The organism is Halobacillus sp. B29, from assembly GCF_052246755.1.
Classification (GTDB): Bacteria; Bacillota; Bacilli; order Bacillales; family Halobacillaceae; genus Halobacillus; species Halobacillus halophilus.
In genome coordinates this window covers 1-23,591 of record NZ_JBQQCM010000018.1, presented here as the reverse complement: position 1 = coordinate 23,591, position 23,591 = coordinate 1, and the positions used below count along the sequence as shown (strand labels likewise).

29 protein-coding genes and 1 rRNA gene are annotated in these 23,591 nt (G+C 42.0%); 1 reads left to right on the top strand and 29 read right to left on the bottom strand.

Features of this window, described 5'->3' with window-relative positions; genetic code table 11:
- Positions 1-42 precede the first annotated feature (42 nt).
- The 17 genes from ACTWP7_RS18530 to metG all read right to left on the bottom strand — a co-directional run bounded on the left by ACTWP7_RS18530 (position 43) and on the right by metG (position 14,437).
- Positions 43-273 carry an anti-sigma-F factor Fin family protein gene (locus tag ACTWP7_RS18530; RefSeq protein WP_014641363.1) on the bottom strand — a complete coding sequence of 77 codons (231 nt, stop codon included), beginning with the start codon at positions 271-273 and terminating at the stop codon, positions 43-45.
- A gap of 82 nt (positions 274-355) precedes the next feature.
- Positions 356-919, bottom strand: coding sequence for an aminoacyl-tRNA hydrolase (gene pth / locus ACTWP7_RS18525; RefSeq protein ID WP_443124445.1), 564 nt, complete (start codon positions 917-919; stop codon positions 356-358).
- Positions 920-1,083: 164 nt separating this feature from the next.
- Positions 1,084-1,740, bottom strand: coding sequence for a 50S ribosomal protein L25/general stress protein Ctc (locus ACTWP7_RS18520; protein ID WP_443124444.1), 657 nt, complete (start codon positions 1,738-1,740; stop codon positions 1,084-1,086).
- 84 nt (positions 1,741-1,824) lie between these two features.
- On the bottom strand, positions 1,825-2,778 hold the full coding sequence (locus tag ACTWP7_RS18515; RefSeq protein ID WP_443124443.1) for a ribose-phosphate diphosphokinase: 954 nt from the start codon (positions 2,776-2,778) through the stop codon (positions 1,825-1,827).
- A 15-nt stretch (positions 2,779-2,793) separates the two neighbouring features.
- On the bottom strand, positions 2,794-4,173 hold the full coding sequence (gene glmU, locus ACTWP7_RS18510) for a bifunctional UDP-N-acetylglucosamine diphosphorylase/glucosamine-1-phosphate N-acetyltransferase GlmU (protein WP_443124442.1): 1,380 nt from the start codon (positions 4,171-4,173) through the stop codon (positions 2,794-2,796).
- A gap of 163 nt (positions 4,174-4,336) precedes the next feature.
- Positions 4,337-4,636, bottom strand: a complete 300-nt coding sequence (gene spoVG / locus ACTWP7_RS18505) for a septation regulator SpoVG (protein ID WP_041601130.1) — start codon at positions 4,634-4,636, stop codon at positions 4,337-4,339.
- 162 nt (positions 4,637-4,798) lie between these two features.
- Positions 4,799-5,617: a pur operon repressor gene (purR, locus tag ACTWP7_RS18500; RefSeq protein WP_014641357.1), complete on the bottom strand. Its 819-nt coding sequence runs from the start codon at positions 5,615-5,617 to the stop codon at positions 4,799-4,801.
- A gap of 61 nt (positions 5,618-5,678) precedes the next feature.
- Entirely contained in the window at positions 5,679-6,545 is an 867-nt protein-coding gene (ispE, locus tag ACTWP7_RS18495) for a 4-(cytidine 5'-diphospho)-2-C-methyl-D-erythritol kinase (protein ID WP_443124441.1), read from the bottom strand.
- A 1,135-nt stretch (positions 6,546-7,680) separates the two neighbouring features.
- Positions 7,681-7,863: a small, acid-soluble spore protein, alpha/beta type gene (locus ACTWP7_RS18490; protein ID WP_014641355.1), complete on the bottom strand. Its 183-nt coding sequence runs from the start codon at positions 7,861-7,863 to the stop codon at positions 7,681-7,683.
- A gap of 140 nt (positions 7,864-8,003) precedes the next feature.
- Complete coding sequence (gene veg, locus ACTWP7_RS18485) at positions 8,004-8,264, bottom strand: biofilm formation stimulator Veg (RefSeq protein WP_014641354.1); 261 nt, start codon at positions 8,262-8,264, stop codon at positions 8,004-8,006.
- A 267-nt stretch (positions 8,265-8,531) separates the two neighbouring features.
- Positions 8,532-9,416, bottom strand: coding sequence for a sporulation peptidase YabG (yabG, locus tag ACTWP7_RS18480; protein WP_014641353.1), 885 nt, complete (start codon positions 9,414-9,416; stop codon positions 8,532-8,534).
- 62 nt (positions 9,417-9,478) lie between these two features.
- On the bottom strand, positions 9,479-10,357 hold the full coding sequence (gene rsmA, locus ACTWP7_RS18475) for a 16S rRNA (adenine(1518)-N(6)/adenine(1519)-N(6))-dimethyltransferase RsmA (RefSeq protein WP_443124440.1): 879 nt from the start codon (positions 10,355-10,357) through the stop codon (positions 9,479-9,481).
- Positions 10,350-10,910, bottom strand: coding sequence for a ribonuclease M5 (gene rnmV, locus ACTWP7_RS18470; RefSeq protein WP_443124439.1), 561 nt, complete (start codon positions 10,908-10,910; stop codon positions 10,350-10,352). The genes rsmA and rnmV overlap by 8 nt, the downstream gene beginning before the upstream one ends.
- Before the next feature lie 92 nt (positions 10,911-11,002).
- Positions 11,003-11,080 carry a hypothetical protein gene (locus ACTWP7_RS18465; RefSeq protein ID WP_443124466.1) on the bottom strand — a complete coding sequence of 26 codons (78 nt, stop codon included), beginning with the start codon at positions 11,078-11,080 and terminating at the stop codon, positions 11,003-11,005.
- Entirely contained in the window at positions 11,077-11,250 is a 174-nt protein-coding gene (locus tag ACTWP7_RS18460) for a hypothetical protein (protein WP_443124467.1), read from the bottom strand. Before ACTWP7_RS18460 ends, ACTWP7_RS18465 begins: the two co-directional genes overlap by 4 nt.
- Before the next feature lie 383 nt (positions 11,251-11,633).
- Positions 11,634-12,404, bottom strand: coding sequence for a TatD family hydrolase (locus tag ACTWP7_RS18455; protein ID WP_443124438.1), 771 nt, complete (start codon positions 12,402-12,404; stop codon positions 11,634-11,636).
- Between the two features lie 77 nt (positions 12,405-12,481).
- A complete protein-coding gene (metG, locus tag ACTWP7_RS18450) occupies positions 12,482-14,437 on the bottom strand; it encodes a methionine--tRNA ligase (protein WP_443124437.1) in 1,956 nt (651 codons plus the stop codon).
- A 425-nt stretch (positions 14,438-14,862) separates the two neighbouring features.
- Between metG and ACTWP7_RS18445 the strand changes: the two genes are divergently transcribed.
- Positions 14,863-15,138, top strand: a complete 276-nt coding sequence (locus ACTWP7_RS18445) for an AbrB/MazE/SpoVT family DNA-binding domain-containing protein (protein WP_014641347.1) — start codon at positions 14,863-14,865, stop codon at positions 15,136-15,138.
- A 111-nt stretch (positions 15,139-15,249) separates the two neighbouring features.
- Here the strand turns inward: ACTWP7_RS18445 and rsmI are convergent, their stop codons facing one another.
- The 12 genes from rsmI to rrf form a co-directional block, all read right to left on the bottom strand.
- Positions 15,250-16,131: a 16S rRNA (cytidine(1402)-2'-O)-methyltransferase gene (gene rsmI, locus ACTWP7_RS18440; RefSeq protein ID WP_443124436.1), complete on the bottom strand. Its 882-nt coding sequence runs from the start codon at positions 16,129-16,131 to the stop codon at positions 15,250-15,252.
- On the bottom strand, positions 16,109-16,399 hold the full coding sequence (locus tag ACTWP7_RS18435) for a GIY-YIG nuclease family protein (RefSeq protein WP_443124435.1): 291 nt from the start codon (positions 16,397-16,399) through the stop codon (positions 16,109-16,111). The genes rsmI and ACTWP7_RS18435 overlap by 23 nt, the downstream gene beginning before the upstream one ends.
- Positions 16,389-17,132: a tRNA1(Val) (adenine(37)-N6)-methyltransferase gene (locus ACTWP7_RS18430; protein ID WP_443124434.1), complete on the bottom strand. Its 744-nt coding sequence runs from the start codon at positions 17,130-17,132 to the stop codon at positions 16,389-16,391. Before ACTWP7_RS18430 ends, ACTWP7_RS18435 begins: the two co-directional genes overlap by 11 nt.
- 765 nt (positions 17,133-17,897) lie before the next feature.
- A complete protein-coding gene (yabA, locus tag ACTWP7_RS18425) occupies positions 17,898-18,248 on the bottom strand; it encodes a DNA replication initiation control protein YabA (RefSeq protein ID WP_443124433.1) in 351 nt (116 codons plus the stop codon).
- A 16-nt stretch (positions 18,249-18,264) separates the two neighbouring features.
- Positions 18,265-19,092 (bottom strand): PSP1 domain-containing protein, encoded by an 828-nt coding sequence (locus ACTWP7_RS18420; protein ID WP_014641342.1) that lies wholly within the window; start codon positions 19,090-19,092, stop codon positions 18,265-18,267.
- An 8-nt stretch (positions 19,093-19,100) separates the two neighbouring features.
- Complete coding sequence (gene holB / locus ACTWP7_RS18415; protein ID WP_443124432.1) at positions 19,101-20,087, bottom strand: DNA polymerase III subunit delta'; 987 nt, start codon at positions 20,085-20,087, stop codon at positions 19,101-19,103.
- Positions 20,088-20,102: 15 nt separating this feature from the next.
- A complete protein-coding gene (locus ACTWP7_RS18410) occupies positions 20,103-20,543 on the bottom strand; it encodes a YaaR family protein (RefSeq protein ID WP_443124431.1) in 441 nt (146 codons plus the stop codon).
- Between the two features lie 19 nt (positions 20,544-20,562).
- Entirely contained in the window at positions 20,563-20,892 is a 330-nt protein-coding gene (locus ACTWP7_RS18405; RefSeq protein ID WP_014641339.1) for a cyclic-di-AMP receptor, read from the bottom strand.
- 50 nt (positions 20,893-20,942) lie between these two features.
- On the bottom strand, positions 20,943-21,578 hold the full coding sequence (gene tmk, locus ACTWP7_RS18400; RefSeq protein ID WP_443124430.1) for a dTMP kinase: 636 nt from the start codon (positions 21,576-21,578) through the stop codon (positions 20,943-20,945).
- On the bottom strand, positions 21,575-23,011 hold the full coding sequence (locus tag ACTWP7_RS18395) for an aminotransferase class I/II-fold pyridoxal phosphate-dependent enzyme (RefSeq protein ID WP_443124429.1): 1,437 nt from the start codon (positions 23,009-23,011) through the stop codon (positions 21,575-21,577). The genes tmk and ACTWP7_RS18395 overlap by 4 nt, the downstream gene beginning before the upstream one ends.
- A gap of 126 nt (positions 23,012-23,137) precedes the next feature.
- Positions 23,138-23,320 (bottom strand): sigma factor G inhibitor Gin, encoded by a 183-nt coding sequence (locus ACTWP7_RS18390; protein ID WP_041601127.1) that lies wholly within the window; start codon positions 23,318-23,320, stop codon positions 23,138-23,140.
- Between the two features lie 142 nt (positions 23,321-23,462).
- Positions 23,463-23,576: ribosomal RNA gene (gene rrf / locus ACTWP7_RS18385) — 5S ribosomal RNA — on the bottom strand.
- Positions 23,577-23,591: the final 15 nt, after the last annotated feature.

Genomic DNA, 23,591 nt, shown 5'->3' with positions numbered 1-23,591 from the left:
TCCACCATCAAGGCCTACCGCTTCAAAAGGTCCGCTCTTGACTTAATGAATAAAAAAATCTAACTCATGATAATGTGGATGTTGATCCAAGGTTTCTTTACATGAATCGCAAATCGTACGAATATTTAAATCACCGTTAGCGTGCATATGAACCATTTGCTGATGATCTTCTTCGTTTAATAAGTCTAAACCTAATTGGGATACATCCACATGCTTTGCATCTAATTCACCTACTTGACGCTGACAATGCCGGCAATAATAATGAATTTTCATTTCCATCCTCCTTCAAAGCTGATGGTCATTAGTTTTGCCGGCTTGTATTAAGCTTATACTAAACTAGGTAAGACTTAATTATTTACGTCGCGTTAAAATCATTCATGACTTCATTAAAAGGCTGGGTCATCCACGCTTCACATGCTTTCACAGCAGCGTCTATACTGTCAGCTACTGGGGCCTGTTCCTGTTTGGTAAACGTCCCAAGTACATAGTCCACGACGGAAACAGGGCCATCCGGCCGTCCTACACCTACACGTAAACGATTAAATTCCTTTGTACCTAAATGGTCAATAATATTACGGATACCATTATGCCCGCCGTGTCCGCCTTTCTTACGCAGACGTATTTTTCCTGGAGGAAGATCCAGGTCATCATACACGACGAGAATATCGTCTGCTTCCAAATCGAAAAAATTCATGAACTGAACTAGAGATTCCCCAGACAGGTTCATAAACGTCTGAGGTTTTAATAATAGAATCTTTTCACCATTTACATGTTCTGTGGTATATATCCCACGGAATTTCGTCTGTTCCATAGACCAATGATTTTGCTTGACTAGCTCATCAAGAATCATGAAACCAATGTTATGACGCGTTTTTGCATATTTCTTACCTGGGTTTCCCAGACCTACTATACACTTCATTGCAAACTTCCTTTATCCATCATAGTCGTGCTCTCCTTAGTATAACAAAGGTTGATTAAAAATAATGTCAGTTTGTATCGATCTTGAAAAACATCCCTTCAGAAGACCGTTTTAACATAGAAAAAAGGCGGGCCTTTTGGCCACGCCCTTTGTTGATCTCAGGATTATTCTTTATCTTCCTTTTCTTCATCCTGATCCTCATCATCACTTTTCTCATTGATAACTTCAGGTTCAGCATCTTCATCAGCGATTTCAGGCTCTTCCGGTACTTCTTCCGGAGGTGTAACCGCAACGATTGTGGTATCTGGATCTTCTGTGATTTCGTAACCACGGGAAGAGGTAATATCACTTACCAGAATGCTGTCGCCAATGTTCAATTCAGAAACATTAATTAGAATTTCATCAGGAATGTTAGCCGGCTTCGCACGAACAGCCAGATCATAAAGCGGCTGCTGAAGGACGCCGCCTTCTTTACTTCCTGCTGCTTCTCCTTCAAGGTGAACAGGTACTTCAACGTCCATTTCCTGACTCATGTCCACAATATAGAAGTCCGCGTGGATTAACTCATCTTTTAGAGGGTCAATCTGATATTCGTGCAGCATAACATCTACACTGTCTTTACCTTCTATATCAAGTGAAATGATCGCGTTCTTACCTTCATCACGTACTGTTTTAAGCAATTCGATGCTGTTAACAGAAACAGTGATTGGTTCTTTATCTTTCCCGTAAACTACGCTTGGTACGTTACCTTCTTGGCGCAATTCACGTGTCACTGATTGTTTTAATTCGTTTCTTTGAGATGCTTTTAATGAAATAGACAAATTACTCAACCTCCAATTATATACCAGTCATCTGGTCTTTTTCCCGTTTCGCTCAAACGTTAAACCTATTTTCTCATAAACTTCTTAATCAAACAAGCTACTGATGGATTGACGTTCATGAACGCGTATGATCGCTTCACTGATTAAACCGGCAACGGATAGTTCAGTGATTTTTTCGCTTGCTTTTTCTTCCCCGAGAGGAATGGTATTCGTAACAACAAGTTCTTTAATTTTAGAACGGTCTATGCGCTCAATAGCAGGCCCTGACAGTACAGGGTGAGTACAGCACGCGTACACTTCTGTAGCCCCGTTTTCAACGAGTGCATTGGCCGCGAGTGTAATCGTACCCGCTGTATCAATAATATCATCAATGATAATGGCCGTTTTTCCTTCAATATTTCCAACGATATTCATAACTTCAGAAACATTGGGACGAGGGCGTCGTTTATCAATAATAGCGATTGGCGCTTTTAACCGATCGGCCATTTTGCGAGCACGCGTCACACCGCCATGATCGGGTGAAACGATAACGACATCATCAAAGTTCTTCTCTTCAAAGTAATCCGATAAGATCGGCACTCCTACCAGGTGGTCAATAGGCAGGTTGAAGAAGCCTTGGATTTGAGGAGCGTGAAGGTCCAGCATAAGGACACGGGATGCTCCGGCTGTTTCCAGAAGATCCGCTACCAGCTTAGCCGTAATCGGTTCACGTGCACGAGCTTTACGATCTTGACGTGCATAACCATAGTAAGGCATAACGACGTTAATCGTTCTGGCTGAGGCACGCTTCAAGGCATCAATCATAATCAGGAGTTCCATGATGTGCTCATTCACAGGCTCACTTGTTGATTGAACAATATACACATCACAGCCGCGGATACTCTCTTCGATATTAATTTGAATTTCTCCATCGCTAAAGCTTGTTACCGTACACTTCCCTAATTCCACCCCGATATTTTCAGCAATTTCTTTCGCCAATTCCGGGTTGGAGTTCAGTGAGAATACTTTCAGTTTTGAATCCTTATATCCAGTTGCCATGGATTGAACCCTCCGTTACTCTTTTTTATTCGACTTCAATTTTGCAGCATAACCTTCTTTATTGGTCTGCCTCGCTCTAGCGATCGATAAAGCTTCAGCAGGGACATCCTTATTAATCGTAGAACCCGCTGCTACGTAAGCGCCTTTTCCGACAGTTACAGGAGCTACTAAATTAGAGTTGCATCCGATGAAGGCATCATCTTGAATCGTGGTTAAGTGTTTATTATGTCCATCATAATTCACAGTTATTGTACCACAACCGATATTCACTCCATCTCCAACTTCTGCATCCCCGATATAACTTAGGTGGGATACTTTGCTTCCGCTTCCGAATGAAGCTTTCTTAACTTCCACAAAGTTTCCAACTTTTACTTCATCTCCTAAGGAAGAAGCCGGCCGGATATGAGCATAGGGTCCTACCTGCACACGCTCACCAATATGGCTGTCAGCTGCCACACTTTGCTTGATAACTGTGCCTTTTCCGACAAAACAATTCGTAATCGATGAATGAGGACCTACTATTGCATCCTCCTCGATAATTGTGTTTCCTTCAATTACACAGCCAGGCTCTATGACAACATCACGGCTGATTTGTACGTCAGGACCGATGTAAGTCTGGTCAGGATCAACAATTGTAACGCCATTTCTCATATGCTGCTCATTAATACGCTGCTTCATTAATTTTTCTGCTTTAGATAACGCCACTCGATCGTTTACTCCAAGTGACTCTGAGAAATCAGGGGTTTGATAAGCACTGATCTTATCGGATTCGTTCTTAAGGATTTCAATGACGTCAGGCAGATAATATTCACCTTGAGCATTATCATTTGCCACGTTTTGCAAAGCTTCAAAAAGCTTCTGGTTATCAAAGCAGTAAGTACCTGTATTGATTTCCTGAATCGCTTTTTCTTCTTCAGAAGCGTCTTTCTGTTCTACGATTCGCTCTACTTGCGCGTTTCCGCCTCTAATCACACGTCCGTAACCTGATGGATCATCTGCATGGGCTGTAAGTATAGTGGCTTGAGCACTTTGTTCATCATGATGATCCAGCAGCTTCTGAAGCGTCTCTGCTGTTAATAAAGGGGTGTCCCCGCATACAACAACGGTGGTTCCTTCTTTATCAGCCAGAATATCTTCAGCCTTTAAAACCGCATGGCCTGTCCCCAGTTGTTCTTCCTGAACGACATAGTGACTGTCCTCACCTAGTTGATGCTGAACTTTCTCAGCTCCAAATCCAACGACTGTAATTAATTCGTTAAGTTCCAGTGTATTTAGTTGATCAACGACGTGCTGCACCATAGGCTTACCGCACACAGGATGTAAAACCTTATATAGTTTTGATTTCATGCGAGTGCCTTGGCCTGCTGCCAGCACGACAGCGTATCGGTTAGTCATGAACGTACCTCCATCCTATTTATCCATTATGAATAATATCTTAAAATCCTCTTGATTTCAACAATCCGTCCTTTTACAAAATAAGCGCTACAAAAAGAGTTTTTCCCCATCAAAAAGGAGTCTAACCTAAAATTAGGTCAGACTCCTTTGATCTTCGTAAGTATTAGGAAGCTCCGGCTTCTTCATATTCCACTTCTGATTGTTCCTCATCGCCAGCACGCTCATAAGCTTCCAGCACAGCATCTTGAATCTTTCCACGTGTGCCAGAATTAATCGGGTGTGCAATGTCTCTAAACTCTCCATCAGGAGTACGCTTACTAGGCATCGCTACAAACAATCCATTGTTACCATCAATCACCCGTATGTCATGGACAACAAACTCCTGATCTAAGGTAATAGAAGCAATTGCTCGCATTCTTCCATCAGTATTCACGCGTCGCAGTCTTACGTCAGTTACTTCCATTATCATTCACCACCTTTTTACAAAAGAACTTATGTAGTTAAATTCCACAAAACGGTAAAAATTCCTGCAACTTTTATAAAAAAATTTCTTATCCTTTTGATTTTTCTTCCAGATCTAATAAAAGAAAGCCCCGAACTAAGAAGTCAGGGCTTTCTTGAGACGCTATAAATAATTTAGAAGATTTCCAGGAATCACTTCAATGGAACCTTTGCGGTCATCTGCATTCAGGATTTGAACAAGCGAAATGTAGTCATCCACCACTCGTTCTTCATCCTCATCTTCTGCTTCGGCTAAAACGCCGATACCGACTACCTCGGCGTTGAATTCATGGAGAAGGTTTTTCATTCCGCTGATCGTTCCTCCAGCTTTCATAAAATCATCTATAATACAAACTTTAGAGCCTTCTTTTAGAGACCGTTTAGTTAAAACCATGGTCTGAATCTTCCTAGTTGAGCCAGACACATAATTAATACTAAGAGTAGACCCTTCGGTAACTTTAGGATCCCTTCTTGCAATCACGACCGGGACATTTAAATAAGAGGCAACGGCATAGGCAAGCGGAATGCCTTTTGTCGCGACCGTAATAATGGCATCAATATCTCTGTCTCTAAATGCAGAAGCAAATAAACGCCCGATGCTTCTTGTTGCTTCGGGATCTCCAAGGATGTCACTCATAAACAAATAACCTCCAGGTAAAAGCCGCTCCGGATCTTCTAATCGCCTGCAAAGCTGATGAACGAACTCTTCGCTGTACTCTTTAGAAAATGCCGGAATATATTTAACTCCTCCTGAAGCTCCAGAAACAGACTCTAAGTAACCAATACCTTCATGTTGAAACATTTTATTTATAATCCCTAAATCCTCACTAATTGAGGATTTAGCCGCATCATACTTCTCTGAGAAAAATGGCAGCGAAATCAATTCGCGTGGCCGATCAAGAATAAAATGAGTCATTGCAACCAACCGTTCACTTCTTTTCATTGGCAATACACCCCGAAATCCGAATATTAATAATAAATATATCAGATTTGTACGGTTTTTATCAAGTTCTTTCTTGATATCCGAGCATACGAACGACGTATACCTCTGTACAAAAACCTTTTAAGCTGTTGTAAATCCTTTGTGCTCTGGCATCCGTGTCGACTAAAGAAAAGACGGTTGGACCGCTGCCGCTCATTAACACCGCATCAGCTCCAGCCTGCCTCATTTGCTCTTTAATTTGTCCCACTTCTCTGTGAAGATTGAGAGTTACTCCTTCAAGCGTATTCCCCACTTGCGCACAAATGGCATCAAAATCATAATCCATTAACGCTTCAATCATCGCATTGGTGTTGGGATGATGAGCATCAGCAAGGTTCAGATTCTGATAAACCGTCTGGGTAGAAACACCGAGAGGAGGCTTAGCTAACACCACCCAGCAAGGTGGAGGAGCCGGAAGAGGCGTAATCTTTTCCCCCCTCCCGGTCGCATGAGCGGTTCCACCGTAAAGGCAGAAAGAAACATCAGATCCAATTTCAGCACCTAAAACAGCCAGTTCGTCCAGACTTTTGTTTAAGCCCCACAAACGGTTTAATCCTCGAAGTACAGCTGCTGCATCACTGCTCCCTCCTGCGAGACCAGCAGCTACCGGAATATTTTTCTCAATAAAAATACGCACGCCATGTTTAACTGAATAGTGATCTTTCATTAGTTTAGCTGCCCGATACGCAAGGTTACGTTCATCATTTGGTACGAAACGACTTTCCGACTCTACACGTATGGAACCGTCATCTAACGTGTTCAACTCAATCCGGTCAGCAAGGTCCACGGTGGTCATCACCATCTCGACTTCGTGGAACCCATCTTCACGTTTATGTAAGACGTCTAAAGACAAATTGATTTTAGCGGGAGCTTTCTCAAAAATTTGCATTCAAGCACCTCATCCTAACAGATTATCTTAAAGCATTGTACCATATTTTAAGGCGTTAGGCAGAGGACCTGAAAATTGCATATCTCCTTCAACAAGACTTTGGTAATCTCTGCGCCTGATTTTAAAGAATAGCTCCCGTTTGTTTAAAACTCAGTCTCGAGACATTGGAGGAGCGGTAGGTCCTCCGGGGGACGCTTTCGCTTTCCGCGGGCATGAGGTGAGCTTCCTCGGGCTTAACAGCCCTGCGGGATCTCACCGATCATGGTCACCCGCAGGAGTCTACACCGTCCCCCTCCGGACATCTTGCGATACAGAGAGCTCGAAATCATGTATGAAACGCTCTAAATTATGGTGGGGATAAACCTATAACAATGAGCGGGTTCGTTGGATAATCCTTGCTGTATAAGCATTAAAGGCAAATTCAGGATGATGAATTTGCCTTTAAAAGGGTCCGTCCACTCTTCCATCATAGGGAGGCGGAGGAAACGACGAGACTCCCAGGTTAAAAGCGTAAGCACCTTGGTCAGCGTCGTATGGACTGGACTGAGCTGGCGGAGATAAAGAAAACACGAAGAGCGGAGCGATTCGATGTTGCCTTATCGTACAGAAGTGAGGGAAGTCTCACTAGACGCTAGGTGCTGGAGCTGGATAGCACTCCACGCCGTTTAGGCATTGGTTTATGATACACCTATCCTGAGTGTAAGAACGGGAGAAGGAGCTAGGCGAGACCCCACAAGGAGTGTTAACGACTGAGGAGGCTCATTTAAAAGGAGGATCGACTAAAGTCACCACGTCCTGTGGCAACGTCGATCGACCCTACGTCGTGTAGGGCCGCAGGAAAGTGTTCAAATGTGGCATCACCCCGAAAGACACGACCAGCATAAGCCGATCATCAAAAGGATTGCGGTTTTTCAATCCGTTGATAATCGGCTTATGTCTCGAGTGTCTGGGTGATGGAACAAGACGAGTTGTTTCCGTAGCCAGCACCTCTCTATATCAACAACGGACCAAAAACATCTCGAAATCGAGTCTTCCACAATATGCCCTATTGTTGAATAAGTATCCTATGAAATCGACACAGGGTCAGATGTAAAAAAGCTCCTTGAGGCCAATGAAGGCTTCAAGGAGCTTTAATTTATTTTTGCTGTTCTCTTATCATCTGTTCTTCTGCTTTCTCTATTGCCCATTTCACCATATTGCCGGCTTCGCGTGTCGTAATACCGCCCCAGCCATCTTTTTGAACCTTGTCGTAAAACCCAAGTTCTTTCGCGATCTCTTCTTTAAACGAATCGGACATCATACCTCTTCTGCGCCCCATCGTCTTCAGCTCCTTTCGCAACCACTAAAGCTACGACAAGGTTAGTATATGATTTTGCAATTAAGCTATACGAGAAATGATTGGATGATCTAACAGCTGTTCCCATTTTATAAAAAAATAAAAAGCAGCAAACGTGGAGTTTACTGCTCAAGAGCCAAGGTCTGTAAATCATCGAAATTCAGTTCTACAGTCTCGGTAAGAACATCGGCATAGCTATAGGATACACGTTCAAAAGCATTTTCTTCCTGGTCCAGTTCAACAATAAAAACGGCTGGGTATGTTTCAGCCAGAATTCCTGAGCGTTCAATCGTTTTACGACGTCCACCATTTGCTTTCAGGGTTAGACGTCTGCCAATTTGCCCTTCCAGGGATTGTTTGATTTCTACTAACGTTTTAGCCACTACACTCCACCTCACTGTTATTTATAGTACCACACAGATTGGACAAAGTCAAATAAAACTATAAATTATACCAATATGTCAAAATCCATGTCAACATAAAAATTTTATAGATGTTCTCTGCTAGGTTCTCCAATAACAGGAAAAATATGTGACTTTCTTCAAAAAATGAAAAAGACCTTGCTTTTTCTTTTCTTTAGGCAGGTCTTCTACATGTGTGGACCAAACACACGTTAATTTGAGTATATGAGCGTTTCCGTTCAAATATTACTAACTGATGTCATTAGGATCTTCCGAATGTTCCGAATAAGGAATACCAATTCTCAAAAGACCGCGGGTCTCCACTCCTCCGAGCCCCTTTTCCCCACTAATTGTGTTACGGATGACTTCCCAAATATTTATATGATCCATAAAGGAAGTATAAGCTACACGCGCTGCAACATATACGGGATCAATTGCATGTATATTAACCCTTGAAGGCGAACTGGCAAAATTAGCTCCCGCTCTGATTAAAGATTCAAAATGCGATTGACAGGCTCCTGCAAAGATAACCATCTGGTCAAAATTCGGATACTTCTGCCTTATATTCCTAACCGACTCCACAAAAAAACGGGAGTGGCGATACGCTTCAAGCTCCTTTACAGTACCTTTAGCCTTTGAATAAGCATCATGTCCTGTAAGCACCACAATTTCCGGCTGGACTTTCTCTATAAGCCCCATGACCTGCTCCGGCATTTCTTTTTCATGCATATATTGACCATGCACTTGTATTCCCAGCTCTTCATAAAGAGCAATACATTTTTTCAGGAAAAGAGGGTCCCCATCTATATGAAGCACGCGGGGAGGAATTTGAAAATATTTAGCATCCTTCCCTGAAGCATAACCACTCTCAGCCTGGGAATCCCGTTTCTCTTTTAGAAGCCGATAATCCTGTTTAAAGAGTCTGTAAGAAAAAGCTTCCTGTTCATCTACTTCTATTTTTCTTCTGTGGTATTCGTCTCCACTCACTTTTTCTAAATCCTCAAGGGGCGCATCCGCTTCTAAGCGGATATGTTCTCCCATGAGTTTAACAAGTGGTTTATCACAATTTTTCACACGAAAAATGATATCATGCTGATACGACTTTCTTGTAACAAGATCTCCTTTTGTTATCATGGTTCACCCACCTCACAAAGAGCACTACATTAGTGTATGTGAGTTTGGCTTCCCTGTGTCATTTAGATGGATTCTGAATAAAAAACATTTGCTAATCGAGCAAACTCTTCCATTGTTAATGATTCTCCACGGCGTCCTGGATCAATATCTGCTCTTTGCAAACGGTGTCGAATTTCTTCCTTATCCATTTTACCTTTAAAATGACGGGCTAAGTTATTCATTAAAGTTTTTCGACGCTGGCCAAATGTTGCTCTGGCGATCTCAAAAAAGAAATTCTCATCGACCACTTCAACAGGAGGCTGGTCGCGCATTTTAAGGTGAAGCACAGAAGAATCAACATTAGGCTGCGGCATAAACACGGTCTTAGGTACGTTCATGGATACATGAGCTTCGGTATAATACTGTACCGCTATAGAAAGTGAACCATAGCTTTTTGTATTTGGTTCAGCGGCCATACGGTCGGCCACTTCTTTTTGAATCATCACCGTAATACTGTCTATCGGAAGTTGATCCATCAGCAGTTTCATTAAGATCGGAGTCGTAATGTAATAGGGAAGATTCGCTACGACGTGAATCTCCTGTCCTTCATGAAAGGTATTCTTAATAACACTTGTCACATCAGCTTCTAATATGTCCTGATTGATAATGTGTACATTATCGTAAGCGCTCAGCGTGTCTTCAAGAATAGGTAGCAGACGCTGGTCAATTTCAAAAGCAGCCACCCGATCGGCATGAATAGCCAGTTGTTCAGTCAGAGCCCCAATCCCTGGACCAATTTCAATGGCTCCTACAGAATGGTCAATCCCCGCATGCTCGATAATGTTTTTCAATATATTTACATCTATTAAGAAATTTTGACCCAGACTCTTCTTGAAAGAAAATCCATACGTTTCTAATATTTCCTTTGTACGCGTGGGTGTAGCGACTGCTTTATTATTCATTGCTTTCCTCCTCTATGATACGCTGCATCGCCTCTTCTAATTGCTCTGCAGTGATTTGAAACATATTTAATCGGCGCAGCAACTGTTTCCCGTTAGTTTTGCCAATATGAAGTTCAATTCCTAATTTTTCTCTCCGTTTTCTGGCAGAAGGCCCTCCAATCAGGCCATAATCAATTAAATCCTCTTTGGTAATGTAACCTTCGGAGAATTCCATTAGTTCATACACAGAGCCCAAAGCTTCCTTAATATCATCTACAGTGGCATGTTCAATTCCCACCCCTTTATCACGCTTGGCACGCGCCAAATGCTTAGGTAAAAAAGCATGCTTGCAGCCAGGTACGTACTGATCTACGATGTGTCGAATCCGCTCCCCTGGAAAATCAGGATCTGTAAAGATGATAACCCCTCGTTTAGCCTGAGCGTGGCTGATCTGTTCTAACACCTCTTCGTCAATAGCAGATCCATTCGTTTCAATGGTGTCGGCCTCCACAGCTTCACGAATTCTTGCGGTATCATCTTTTCCCTCCACTACAATCACTTCTTTTATTCTCAACTTTATTTCCTCCTGTTTATTCACCTCAATTAATCTTTTCATAGCATACCACGAGTGTATAACGGAAAAAAGCAGAGGAAGGATGCCTCTGCTTAGTCCAGAAATTTGACCTTAACTTGCTGACGGCCGAAGCTCAGTGCTTGTTCCTTATCTGGAACGAAAAGATCTATACATTTACCATTAATCGCACCACCGGTATCCCTGCTACAGCATACCCGTAATCTTTTATCCAGACACAGCTTCCCAAAGGAATCACATCTGGATTGCCGTTTAGATTTATGCCGGTAGCGGTTACTCCTGAGCAGCCTGTACATTGGGCAGTGTATGCCGTAGCATGCATATAAAGAGTCTCTTCTTTATTACTTTGACTATCCCTGGAGGCTGCCGTTACTTCTTCAGATGCTGAGCGATTCGAAGGTTTATGGAGATTTCCATTTGAACGGGGGCCTTACGTACGGATAGACTGGCTGTCCGTGTAGAACGATCAGCGTGCTCAGCATCCGACGCTTTTTAACTTTTCAAGCTTTTGTCCCAATAGCAACCACTTGATTCCGGTTTTTTTATGTAGTATTCAAAAAGGTGATTTAAAAGAGCCAACAAAAAAAGAAGCCAGCTTGGGTAGAGCTAGCTTCTTTATTATGCAATTTTTCATGAATAATTAACATAACAGTCATGTTACATTTCCAGTACAAATGAGAGTTGACTGTAACAATTGAACCTGTATTATGATTGAATACCAAAAAATTGAAGAGCGTTTGAGGTCGTCACTTCGCTCACCTCTTCAAAGGTGATTTCTTTTAACTCCGCTATTTGTTCGGCTACAAGTTTTACGTATGCCGGCTCATTGCGCTTGCCTCGATTGGGATGAGGGGCAAGGAATGGGCAATCCGTTTCTACCAGCATGTGCTTCAAGTCGATCGCTTTAGCCACTTCTTTCGGCAGCTTGGCATTTTTAAAAGTAACCGGGCCCCCTATAGAAATCATAAAGTTCATATCTATACATTCCTGGGCCGTCTCAACAGGACCGCTATAGCAATGCATGATTCCTCCTACTTCTGAAGCGTCTTCTTCTTTCAATATTTCCACGATATCATCCGTCGCTTCACGATTATGAATAATAATGGGCATCTTCACTTTCTTAGCCAAACGGATTTGTTTTCGAAAGACCTCTTTTTGAACGTCTGCTGGAGACTTGTCCCAATGGTAATCCAGCCCCATCTCTCCTATTGCCACAACCTTAGGATGAGAAGAGAGTTCTTCAATCCACTCAAGTTCCTTGTCTGATAAGTCAACGGCATCAACAGGGTGCCAGCCGACGGCCGCATAAATTTTCTCATGGCTTTCCGCAATTTCAATAGCTTTAGGGATCGTTTTATGATCAAAGCCAACGACCGTCATATACTCTACTCCCGCTTCATTAGCGCGTTGAATGGTAGCTTCCAAATCTTCCTCGAATTGATCCGCATTTAAGTGGACATGTGTATCAAAAAGCATAGTAATCCCCTTTCTTCTTCATTTGATAACAAAAAGGGAAAGCTTAGTCCCGCTCTCCCTTTCTGTCATTACGTCAGTTATTTCACTTTAGTGCCATTGCTTAACGTTTGATCAACGGAAGCTAAGGACAGGGTTCCCTGATCGTCTTCACCGGCTAGAATCATTCCTTGAGATAGTTCACCGCGAAGCTTTACAGGTTTCAAATTCGTGATGCAAATTACTTTTTTTCCAATGAGTTGTTCCGGAGAATAGTGTTCAGCGATACCGGAAATGACCTGGCGTTTTTCATAACCAAGATCCAGCTGAACCTTTAATAGCTTATCCGTTTTTTTCACTGGCTCTGCCTTAACGACTTCAGCTACACGGAAATCCAGCTTCATGAAATCATCGATTGTGACTTCATCTGTTTCCGGCTTCTCTTCCTGCTCTTCTTCCTTAGGAGCAGCAGGCTTTTTCATCATATCTTTAATAATCTGTGTCTCTTCTTCAGCATCCAGGCGTGGGAAAATTGGGTCTTCTTTTTGAACGGCTGTTCCCGCTTCAATCGCGCCAAATTCGCTAAGACTCTGCCACGTTTTCTGTGCTTCTTTTTTTACACCAAGCTGCGTGAAAATACGCTCAGGTGTGCGAGTTAAGAAAGGCTGAAGCATAACCGCAATCTGACGCAAGGACTCTGTGAGGTGGGCCATAACATTACCAAGACGATCTTTCTTACTTTCGTCTTTAGCCAGAATCCACGGCTGCGTCTCATCAATATATTTGTTCGTACGGCTGATAAACTTCCATAAGTCGGCCAGAGCTACTGAGAACTCCATGTTCTCAAGAGCGTTCTCTACATTATGGCGGGTTTCAAGCGCAAGCTTCTCCAGACTCTGATCATATTCGTCTTCACCAAGGGTAAGCTCTGGAATTTGACCATCAAAGTATTTACTAACCATAGCTACCGTGCGATTAAGTAGATTTCCAAGATCATTGGCCAGGTCATAGTTAGTTCGTTCTACGAATGCTTCCGGAGTGAAGACACCATCAGAACCAAATGGAACTTCACGAAGCAGGTAGTAACGAAGTGCATCGAGACCATAACGTTCACTTAGCTGGACAGGGTCTACCACATTCCCTTTAGATTTGGACATTTTTCCGTCTTTCATTAAAATCCAGCCGTGGGCAAAGACTTTTTTCGGAAGTGGAAGATCAAGAGCCATGAGCATGATAGGCCAGTAAATGGTGTGGAATCGGACGATTTCCTTTCCTACAAGCTGAACATCAGCTGGCCAGAATTTCTGATAGCGCGCATCGTCTTCTGTATCGAATCCTAGAGCCGAAATATAGTTACTTAACGCATCAATCCATACATAAATAACGTGTTTTGCGTTACCTGGAACCTCTACTCCCCAATCGAAAGTCGTCCGGGAAACTGCCAGATCTTCAAGGCCTGGCTTAATGAAGTTATTAATCATTTCATTTTTCCGGCTTTCTGGCTGTATGAATGAAGGATTGTTTTCATAGAATTCAAGCAATTGATCAACGTAATTACTCATTTTAAAGAAGTAGGATTCTTCTTTAACCTTTTCGACTGGACCGCCGCAATCTGGGCAGTGACCCTCATCAAGCTGACGTTCTGTGAAAAAGGATTCACAGGAAGTACAATACCAGCCTTCATATTCATCTAAATAGATATCGCCTTTCTTCATTAAGTAATCAAAGATTTTCGTAACGACTTCTTTATGACGATCTTGCGTGGTACGAATAAAATCATCGTAAGAAATGTCGAGTTTATCCCATAGATCATTAATGCCGCTGACAATTTCATCCACGTAAGCCTGGGGCTCTACCCCTTGTTCCTCTGCTTTACGCTGAATTTTCTGTCCATGCTCATCTGTACCGGTTAAATACATCACTTCATATCCTTGCAATCGTTTATATCGTGCCATAGCATCACCAGCTACAGTCGTGTAAGCATGTCCGATATGCAGATTACCGCTAGGGTAATAAATCGGCGTAGTAATGTAAAAGGTATTCTTTTCCTCAGGCATTATTTTCCCTCCTCTGAAATTCCAAGCTGTGTAAGCTTCTATTCATTCATAATGGCTATTGTAACATTTTATCGAGTTATCTACTTTATTTCCATTCCTAACATTAAAATATACCGAACGAATTGGATAACTGTCAAAAAAAAGTTAAGATTATACATTTCACATCTGTCATTACTTTGGTAAAATTAAGTGTAATCAAAAGATGGTTATTTCAACCATTTTTGGTAGAGTAGAGATTTTCTATTACTCGCACAGGCCTGCTCAGGTACTCTGTGACACCACCCAAAATACCCTTACCGGTATATGAAGTTGGAAATAAACATCGGTTATAAGTAATTGACACGTTTGGGAATGGTTGGTACTATAATGGCGAGACATATGTCGAAACATGACGAAATAACTTTTGATTGAGGGGAGACAGAAAAATGAAATCTACAGGTATCGTACGTAAAGTTGACGAGTTAGGTCGTGTGGTAATTCCGATCGAACTACGTCGTACATTAGGAATTAATGAGAAGGACGCTTTGGAAATTTATGTTGACGATGATCGCATCGTCCTTAAAAAGTACAAGCCTAACATGACTTGCCATGTTACGGGGGAAGTTTCTGATGAAAATATGAAACTAGCAAATGGCAATCTTGTGTTAAGTAAAGAAGGCGCACAAATTCTCTTGCAAGAACTGCAGCAAAATCTTAAATAGATAAATAAACAAAAAGTGACGACATTGGTTAATAAAGAGAAGAAAACAACTAGACATATGTTGTAATATATAATCCCTTACTGTTCACAGGCCTGGCAGTAAGGGATTTCTTTATTCATGCACATGGTAAGCCTGGTAGACTTCTCGTTTGGATAGTTTTCGATCCAAGGATGTTTGCTTAATCGCCTGCTTGCTCTTCATTTGCTCTTTTTCCATGTAGTGTTCCACATGGTCGATAACGGATAAGTGTGTCCACCAGAATGAATCCTCTTCTTCCTCTTCGAAGGATGCTCCTTCAACAATGATGCAGAATTCTCCCCTTATTTCCTCTTTCTCAGACCATTCAAGGAGCTCTTCCAAGTTTCCTCTTACAAATTCTTCATACCTTTTTGATAGTTCCCTCGCGATTGTCGCTTTCCGATTTCCCAATTGTTCATAGGTATGGGAAAGCATTTCTTTTAAGCGGTGCGGTGATTCATAAAAGATTAAAGTGGCTTGTAAAGGCTGCAGCTTTTCCAATTCTGCTAATCGGTCTTTTTTCTTACGTGGCAAAAAGCCACAAAAATAAAATTTTTCGGTAGAAATTCCAGAACCAGCTAGCGCAGGAAGGGCCGCATTTGCTCCGGGAAGCACGATTACAGGAATGTCCTCTTCCACGCACTCTCTCACCAAATCTGACCCTGGATCTGAGATTCCCGGCATACCGGCATCACTGACTACGGCGAGCTGTTCTCCGTTCCTCATGCGCTCGATCAGCTGAGGTCCGCGCGTTTGTTTATTATGTTCATGATAACTGATTAATGGAGTTTGAATATTAAAGTGATTCATTAATTTTTTTGTATTTCTTGTATCTTCTGCCGCAATTCCAGCAACCTCATTTAGAGTTGAGACAGCTCTATACGTCATATCTTCTAAATTACCTATAGGGGTAGGAACCACATATAAAGCTCCAGCTTCTGATCCATCTTTCTTATAGCTTTTCTGTATTTTCACCTTGGATCTCTCCTTCCAATGTTTCAGCAATCCATTGTTCTTTTTTTATACGAGATAATTGCTTAATTCGATATTCCTGCTGCAAAGCTTCTCGTTTAGTTTCGAATGCTTTTGTATATTCAAGTTTAAATGGACCCCGGCCGCGCGTGTACTTGGCGCCTTTTCCAACCTCATGCTTTTTTAAACGCGCTTCCAGATTATTCGTGTATCCTGTATAAAGCGATTGATCATTGCAGCGTAGAATATACACGATATGATTATTTCCCATACAGAATCTCCTTCAATTCAGAAGTGTATTCACCTTCGGAGGTAAGTGCATATAAAGGAGGCAGAATCTTAAGTCCTGGTTTGCCATCTCTGGTTCCTTCAATTAATAAAGTATTTGCTTCTTTTCCTTCCTTTGGATAAACAAGACGCATTCGTTTAGGCTCTAAGCGGTGTTTTCGAAATAGCTCTATAATCTCCACCATTCGCTCCGGGCGATGAACCATTGATACTTTACCTCCGGATTTAGCCAATCGGCTGCAAGCTTCTATGACCTCTTCAAGCGTGCAATAAATCTCATGACGGGCAATTGCCAAATGTTCATTTATATTTCGCTCGTCCATTTGAGGAGTAGGGAAATAAGGAGGATTACAGGTAACGAGGTCAAATTTACGATTGCCGTATCGGGCCGGCATATCTTTTAAATCGCCATGAATCATGTCGAGCTGTGTGTTGAGTTTATTTAACTCAATATTCCGGCATGCCATGTCATATAGTCTTTCCTGAATTTCCACACCGGTTATGGGTACGTCAGAACGGGTGGATAGAAATAAAGGAATGACGCCGTTCCCTGTACAAAGGTCAAGAATCTTTCCTCTTGTTTTAGGTACATATGTAAAATCAGCCAATAATACAGCATCGAGGGAAAAAGCAAATACCGTCGGACTTTGTATGATTCTCATATTTTGTTTTGCTAATAAAAAGTCAATTCGTTCGTCATCATATAGTTGTACCATCATGCTTGTTTCCTTTCTAACGTATGGAAGTTAATCAGATCTTCATTATCATAGATGTTCCTAATAAGCTTATCATGGACATTTTTTATTTAATATAAAGCTCAGTTGATTTACAGTGTTGAATTTTAAACAAAAGCTCCCATTACTTGAAGACTTGATTTCGAGATAAATGGGTCCGTTACTCTATGTGGAGGAGGGCTGGTGGGGAAATAACTCGCTTTCCTATGGGGGAACGGTGAGCTTCCTCGCTGGTTTCACTCCCTGTGGGATCTCACCTAGTCCCTTCTCCCATGGGAGTCTCATCATTTCCCCACCAACCCCACTATAATGTTGCAAACGGACCCTTTCAGAAGATGAAAGTTCTTCTCCTTAATCTGCATTAAATGCTTTTATAACAGGCTATTGTGCATCGTTATGCCCCGAAAATAGGTACAGAACCACCTGGTCTAATTCCTTACGAGTTAAAGTGGTTTCGAGCTTCTGATTTGGCCAGGTCCGGAGGGGGATGATGAAGACTCCTGCGGGATGAACATGATCGGTGAGACCCCGGAGAGCTTTAGCTCGAGGAGGCTCAGCAAATGCCCGCGGAAAGCGAATCATCCCCCGCAGGACCTTTCTTCTCATAAAAATATCTCGAAACTGAGTCTTACAGTAACCGGCCCTATACTTTAATAAACCTCTTATGAAATCAACAACTAGATTTAACAGATCTTAATATAAAGAGAGCCTTTCCTTGGAAGAGCAAGGAAAGGCTTGGACCTGGGATTATTTTTTCTTATTTAGAAAGGAGAGACAAAATAAGCAGTCTTCATCTCTCGGGCTTCCAAAGTGTAAATTACAAATGTGAAACCCCTCTTCATAAAGCCTGGCCAGGTTATCGTAACCTTCGCCTACAGCAGGACCGCGTTCCTGCTTTGTGCCTGAAGAGGCTTTTTGCTTTTCTGTTTCATGTTCTTTGTCTAAACGCTGCCGCAAGTGATGATTTTCAAGCGATAAATGTTGATTTTCTTCTAGTAGATAAGCGAGCTGTTTTTTCAGATCACCGAGCTGTTCATAAAGCTCTCCTATTTGAGATTCTAAATGGGATACATGTTCGAATATAGCTTTTTTATTCACGCTTGACTCCACCCTCTTATTCTGCGGCTTCGGTTTGGACGACTCCTTCATCAATTAATTCCTGCAAGGAGTACTCAAGAACACGTTCTTTTTCTCTAAATTCAATCTGGACCATGCGCTCCAGCATATTTAAACCAACGACTTTCCCTTTGCCAAAGGAAGTAGCAATGTTCTCGCCTAAATCGGGAAGCTCCTTCTTAGCAGCTTCATAATCGTCGTTTTCATACTTAAGGCAGCACATGAGCCTCCCGCACAATCCTGAAATTTTCGCCGGATTTAACGAGAGATTCTGGTCTTTCGCCATTTTTATGGATACAGGTTCAAAATCACCCAGAAATGTTGAACAGCATAGCATGCGTCCGCATGGACCGATACCACCCAGCATTTTGGCTTCATCCCGGACACCAATCTGGCGCAATTCTATCCGGGTTTTAAACACGGAAGCTAAGTCTTTAACCAGCGTTCGGAAATCAACTCGGCCGTCGGCTGTAAAATAAAAAATTACTTTATTACGATCAAACGTATATTCTACGTCCACAAGATTCATGTCCAATTTATGTTCACGGATTTTCGCTTCACAGACACGATAAGCCTCTGCAGCGTTGTCGTTGTTTTCATCCACCGTCACCTTATCCTTATCATCCGCAATACGAATGACTTTCTTAAGTGGTAAGACTACGTCTTCTTCATCTACGGATTTATTAGCAATGACAACTTTTCCGAATTCAATACCGCGCACGGTTTCGACAATAACATAATCCTCTGTGGTCATTTTTAACTGTCCAGGGTCAAAATAATAAATTTTTCCCGCCTGTTTAAATCGGACACCTACAACTTCGATCATCCGGATCATCACCTCTGTAGTTGAAGGGTAAGTTGTTCCATCACTAAATTAGGATGGACATTTTGATTTATCTTTCGCTTCGCCTCAAGGATATAGGACAAACACTGCGCTGCTGACTGCCTCGACCACCTCATGGCCGCCTGCTCTAATTTCTCCCGTTCCGTTGTAAAGACGATGGAATTTTCCCGGTCCAAATAATAGTTAATTACATCCTGGAACCAGAGCATTAAGACATCAAGACCGCGCTGTAGCTGTTGTCTCTCTTTAAAGTGAGGCATCCACTGATGGTTGATAAATAGAAGTCCTTCATTTGGTTTATTTTGAAGCACTTCAATTAATTGTATCACTAATTTTCGCACATTAGCAAACCAATCATCGTCATTAATCTCCATAGCTTCTGTTAAATTATTCGTTAAAGAAGCTAATATTTTCGCGTTTGATTGAGACACGCCTTCTTCTATAAGTTTACTCTCCACTCGTTCTGGATTGAGAGGCTGAAAAGCTAGAAGCTGACAACGTGATCGTATCGTGTCCAGCATCGTCTGGCCGCTTTCCGTAAGCAGCATAGCCGTTGTCTGCTGGCTCGGTTCTTCCAGAAACTTCAATAGACGGTTGGAAGCATTGGTTGTCATCCGATCGGCATCCACGATGATATAAACTTTTCGATTAGATTCCATACCGGTATAAGTGAATTCTTTCTGAAGATGAAGGATTTGCTCTTTTTTAATGGATTGGCCATCTGGTTCAATCCAATGAAGATCTGGATGATTTCCTGAATCTACTCTATTGCAATCCCGGCATGACTGACAGGGAGAAGCTCCTTCACGAAATTTACAGAAGATACTTTTAGCAAAAAGAATACTCATTTCCCTTTTACCGGTCCCGCGATTTCCCTGAAATAAATAGGCATGCGAAATACGGTCCTTATGAAAGCTGTTCATTAGCATCTGAGCAGCTAAAGGTTGAATTTCTTTCATTTCTGTCCATGTCTGCATATTGTTCGTCCGTCCTTACGTATATAAATTAATGAGCAGACCTTTAATCTCTCCAATAAGCCCCAGTAAGTCGATTGTTTTCTTCTCCTCATCCATTACAGCTTCCGTCAGCTCGGCTAATTTTTCATCTACTGACTCTACAAGAGTTAATTTCCTTGTTTGTCCATACTGATTCCAGCTGTGGGAGTGTTTTAAGTTCATTCCATAATTGACGGATTCTTTAACGAAATCCGTGATCAGTCTCTTATATTTAGCCAGGTCCCGAAAGGAACGAGACCTGGCTACACGCTCCCCTTGAGCATTTATACTTTTGATAAGCTGGTTTAGCTGAACTTCTTGAAGCTGCCTGGTCTGGGATTGAACAAGTTGATCAAATCTTGGTCTGCCTTGTGATTGTTGGGCCGCTTGCTTTTGGGCAGACTCCATTTGAGTTCGCATATCATGGGTGATTTTCATGTAAGGCGGCTCCTTTACGTTAAAACTGGAAAAAAGAATCGATAGGTAAAATAAAGACCGTAGCACCACCGACTTCTACTTTTACAGGCTTTGGTATATAGGAATCAGCATTGCCTCCCATTGGAGAAATTGGCGCCACCATTTGTTCACGCTGACTGCAGTTATTTCTTATGATTTCCAGAGCATCGTCCACTTCTCCGTCCTCACAACCAATCATAAATGTGGTATTTCCTTCTCTTAGGAAACCACCTGTCGTGGATAATTTAGTGGTTTTAAAATCGTTCTCTGCTAAGGCATCGGTCAAACGATTACTATCTTTGTCCTGGACAACCGCAATGATCATTTTCATTGGATCGAACCCTCCTGTTGGGTATTTTATATCATTATAACAAACGTTAATTATTCAGCTGAGGGAAGACGGGTGCGTAAAGCTTGATAAGCCGCTGTTTTCACCTTATCAAAAGACTGCCCAGCATTAATCACTTTAATACGATTCGGGTATTTGTCAGCCAATTGATGGTAAGCATCGTAAACCTTTTGATGAAAATCTATTTCCTCAAGGTCTAAACGATTCTGCTCTCTTCCTTTATTGGCTGCAATTCGGCTCAGTCCTTCACTCGGTTCTATATCAAAAAGAAGCGTAAGTTCAGGCATGCAATGTTCAATGGCAAAATCGTTTACTTTGTACACTTCATCCATGCCTAACCCTCGCGCATACCCTTGATAGGCTAAACTGGAATCAATGAAGCGGTCGCATAACACAATTTTCCCTTCCTGCAGCGCTGGCACTACTTTTTCTACTAAATGCTGTCTTCGTGCTGCTGCGTATAGAAGCGCCTCTGTACGAGCGTCCATGGCTGTGTGAGAAGTATCCAAAATCACGTGCCTGATCTTTTCAGCGATTTCAATTCCGCCCGGCTCCCTTGTTTCAAGTACCTGGTACCCTTCTTCGCTCAATTCTTTTCCAATGGCATGCAGCATGGAAGACTTTCCTGCTCCTTCTCCGCCTTCAAATGTTACAAATAATCCTTTCACGACAATTCTCCTTTAACCACTCGTACTCCTTCTCCAATTCTTTCATTTTGAAAACGGGCTCCTTGCCCCAGAAGCGACTGGATTTGTTTTCTATGATGGTTAGATATACGCTCCCCTTTCATAAGTAAAGGGATTCCCGGAGGATATGGAATGACATCTTCAGCTGATACGTAACCCACAGCTTTAGACCAGTCAGCCCATTCTGATAGACTGTCTTCTAAATCAGAGTAGCTTATATCTAAGGTTTGAATTTTAGGAAACGATGGTTGTTCTATTTTTATTGTAGCACGCTTTTCTTTGTTTTTTAATTGCGAATCTACATCATCCAGACGCTGCTTTAAGAGTTCCACATCCAAGTGAGGACTTAACCCGAACGTTATTAATACTTGATTGGAAGTAGCAAGTTCAGGATAAATGTTGAGATTCTCCAATACTCGAGCTATATCAAAACCGGTAAACCCCCTGGTTTCTAACGTCATCTTAAGAGGATCATCATAGACAGAAAGTGGCTTTACTTCCCACTGGCTGGTTGCTTTCTTAAAAATCTCTCTTACTTCATGAATAAAAGCCAGAGTAGATCGTAATTCGTCTTCCGTTTGCTGCGCTAAAAAATATCTGGCTAGGTCAAGACTTGCCATCAAAGGATAAGATGGACTGCTCGACTGCAGCAGTTTTAAATAATGCTTTAATTTAAAAACCGGGAAGCGATCTTTTTGGCAATGTAAATACGAACTCATGGTCATAGCTGGAGCCATTTTATGGGCAGATTGAACAACCGCATCGGCACCAGAGCGTAAAGCGGAAGTTGGAAAAGGATCTCCAAGCTGAAAATGGACCCCGTGCGCCTCATCGACCAGAACTGGAAGGTTATGTTCGTGAATGGTTTCCACGACTCGATTTAAATCATATGTACGCCCAAAATAATCCGGGTACGTTAAACATACAGCCTTCGCTTCAGGATACATGGTAATGGCATGTTGAACCGATTCTGCCGAAAGCTTACTATACCGCCCGGTTTCCACTTCAAATTCAGGCGAAATAAAAACAGGAGAAGCCCCTGCAAGTTCGATTCCATGTAACACTGATTGGTGACTATTTCTTTGCACAATAATAGTATCTCCACGTTTACATATAGCAAGAATCATCGCTATGTTTCCTGTTGTACTTCCGTTTACTAAAAAAAAGGACTCATCACTGCCGAAGTAACGGCTGGCTAAATCCTGCGCCTCGGTAATGACACCTTCAGGAGAGTGTAAATCATCCAGCCCATGAATTTCAGTGGCATCTATGGATAAAATAGAATTAAAACTCTCTTGACCTTTGTCCGGCCATACCTTTCCAAACTTATGACCTGGGACGTGAAAGGTAATAGGATCCTGCTTCATATGATGAATTAACGCATCGTAAAGCGGCGTTTGATTTTGATCGTGCACTCGTATTCACCTACTTTTTTAATCTCTCATCTTATCGTACAGAAAACCCGGGCGCGGAGCAATTCGATCATAAAAAAATCACCTCATTTAGAATGAGGTGATTCTCTCATAGCTACTATACTTTTCTTAAGAAAGAATCATAGACCGATGAGCTTTAGACATCTGATTCACAAAAAACTGGTATTTAGGGTCGTCGGTGGACGTCTCTATCATTTCTTTCTCACATGAAGCACAGATATAAACTCTTAATAAATAGATGCCGTCTTCCGTTTCTTTCGAACATATGCTGCAGCACTCTTTACGACTCATTCAAATCCCCTCCCTGCTTCCTTCTAATCTTTTAACCAGGTACTATATCTATTTCTAGTATCTCCGAATCTATCATTTATATACATCTATCGTAAAAAAAGATACAAAAAAACCTTAGAACTTATTCTAAGGTTAACTATTGACGTGGCGGCGTCCTACTCTCACGGGGATCGACCCGACTACCATCGGCGCTGAAGAGCTTAACTTCTGTGTTCGGCATGGGAACAGGTGTGACCTCTTCGCCTTCACCACCACATCATATACAGTTTGA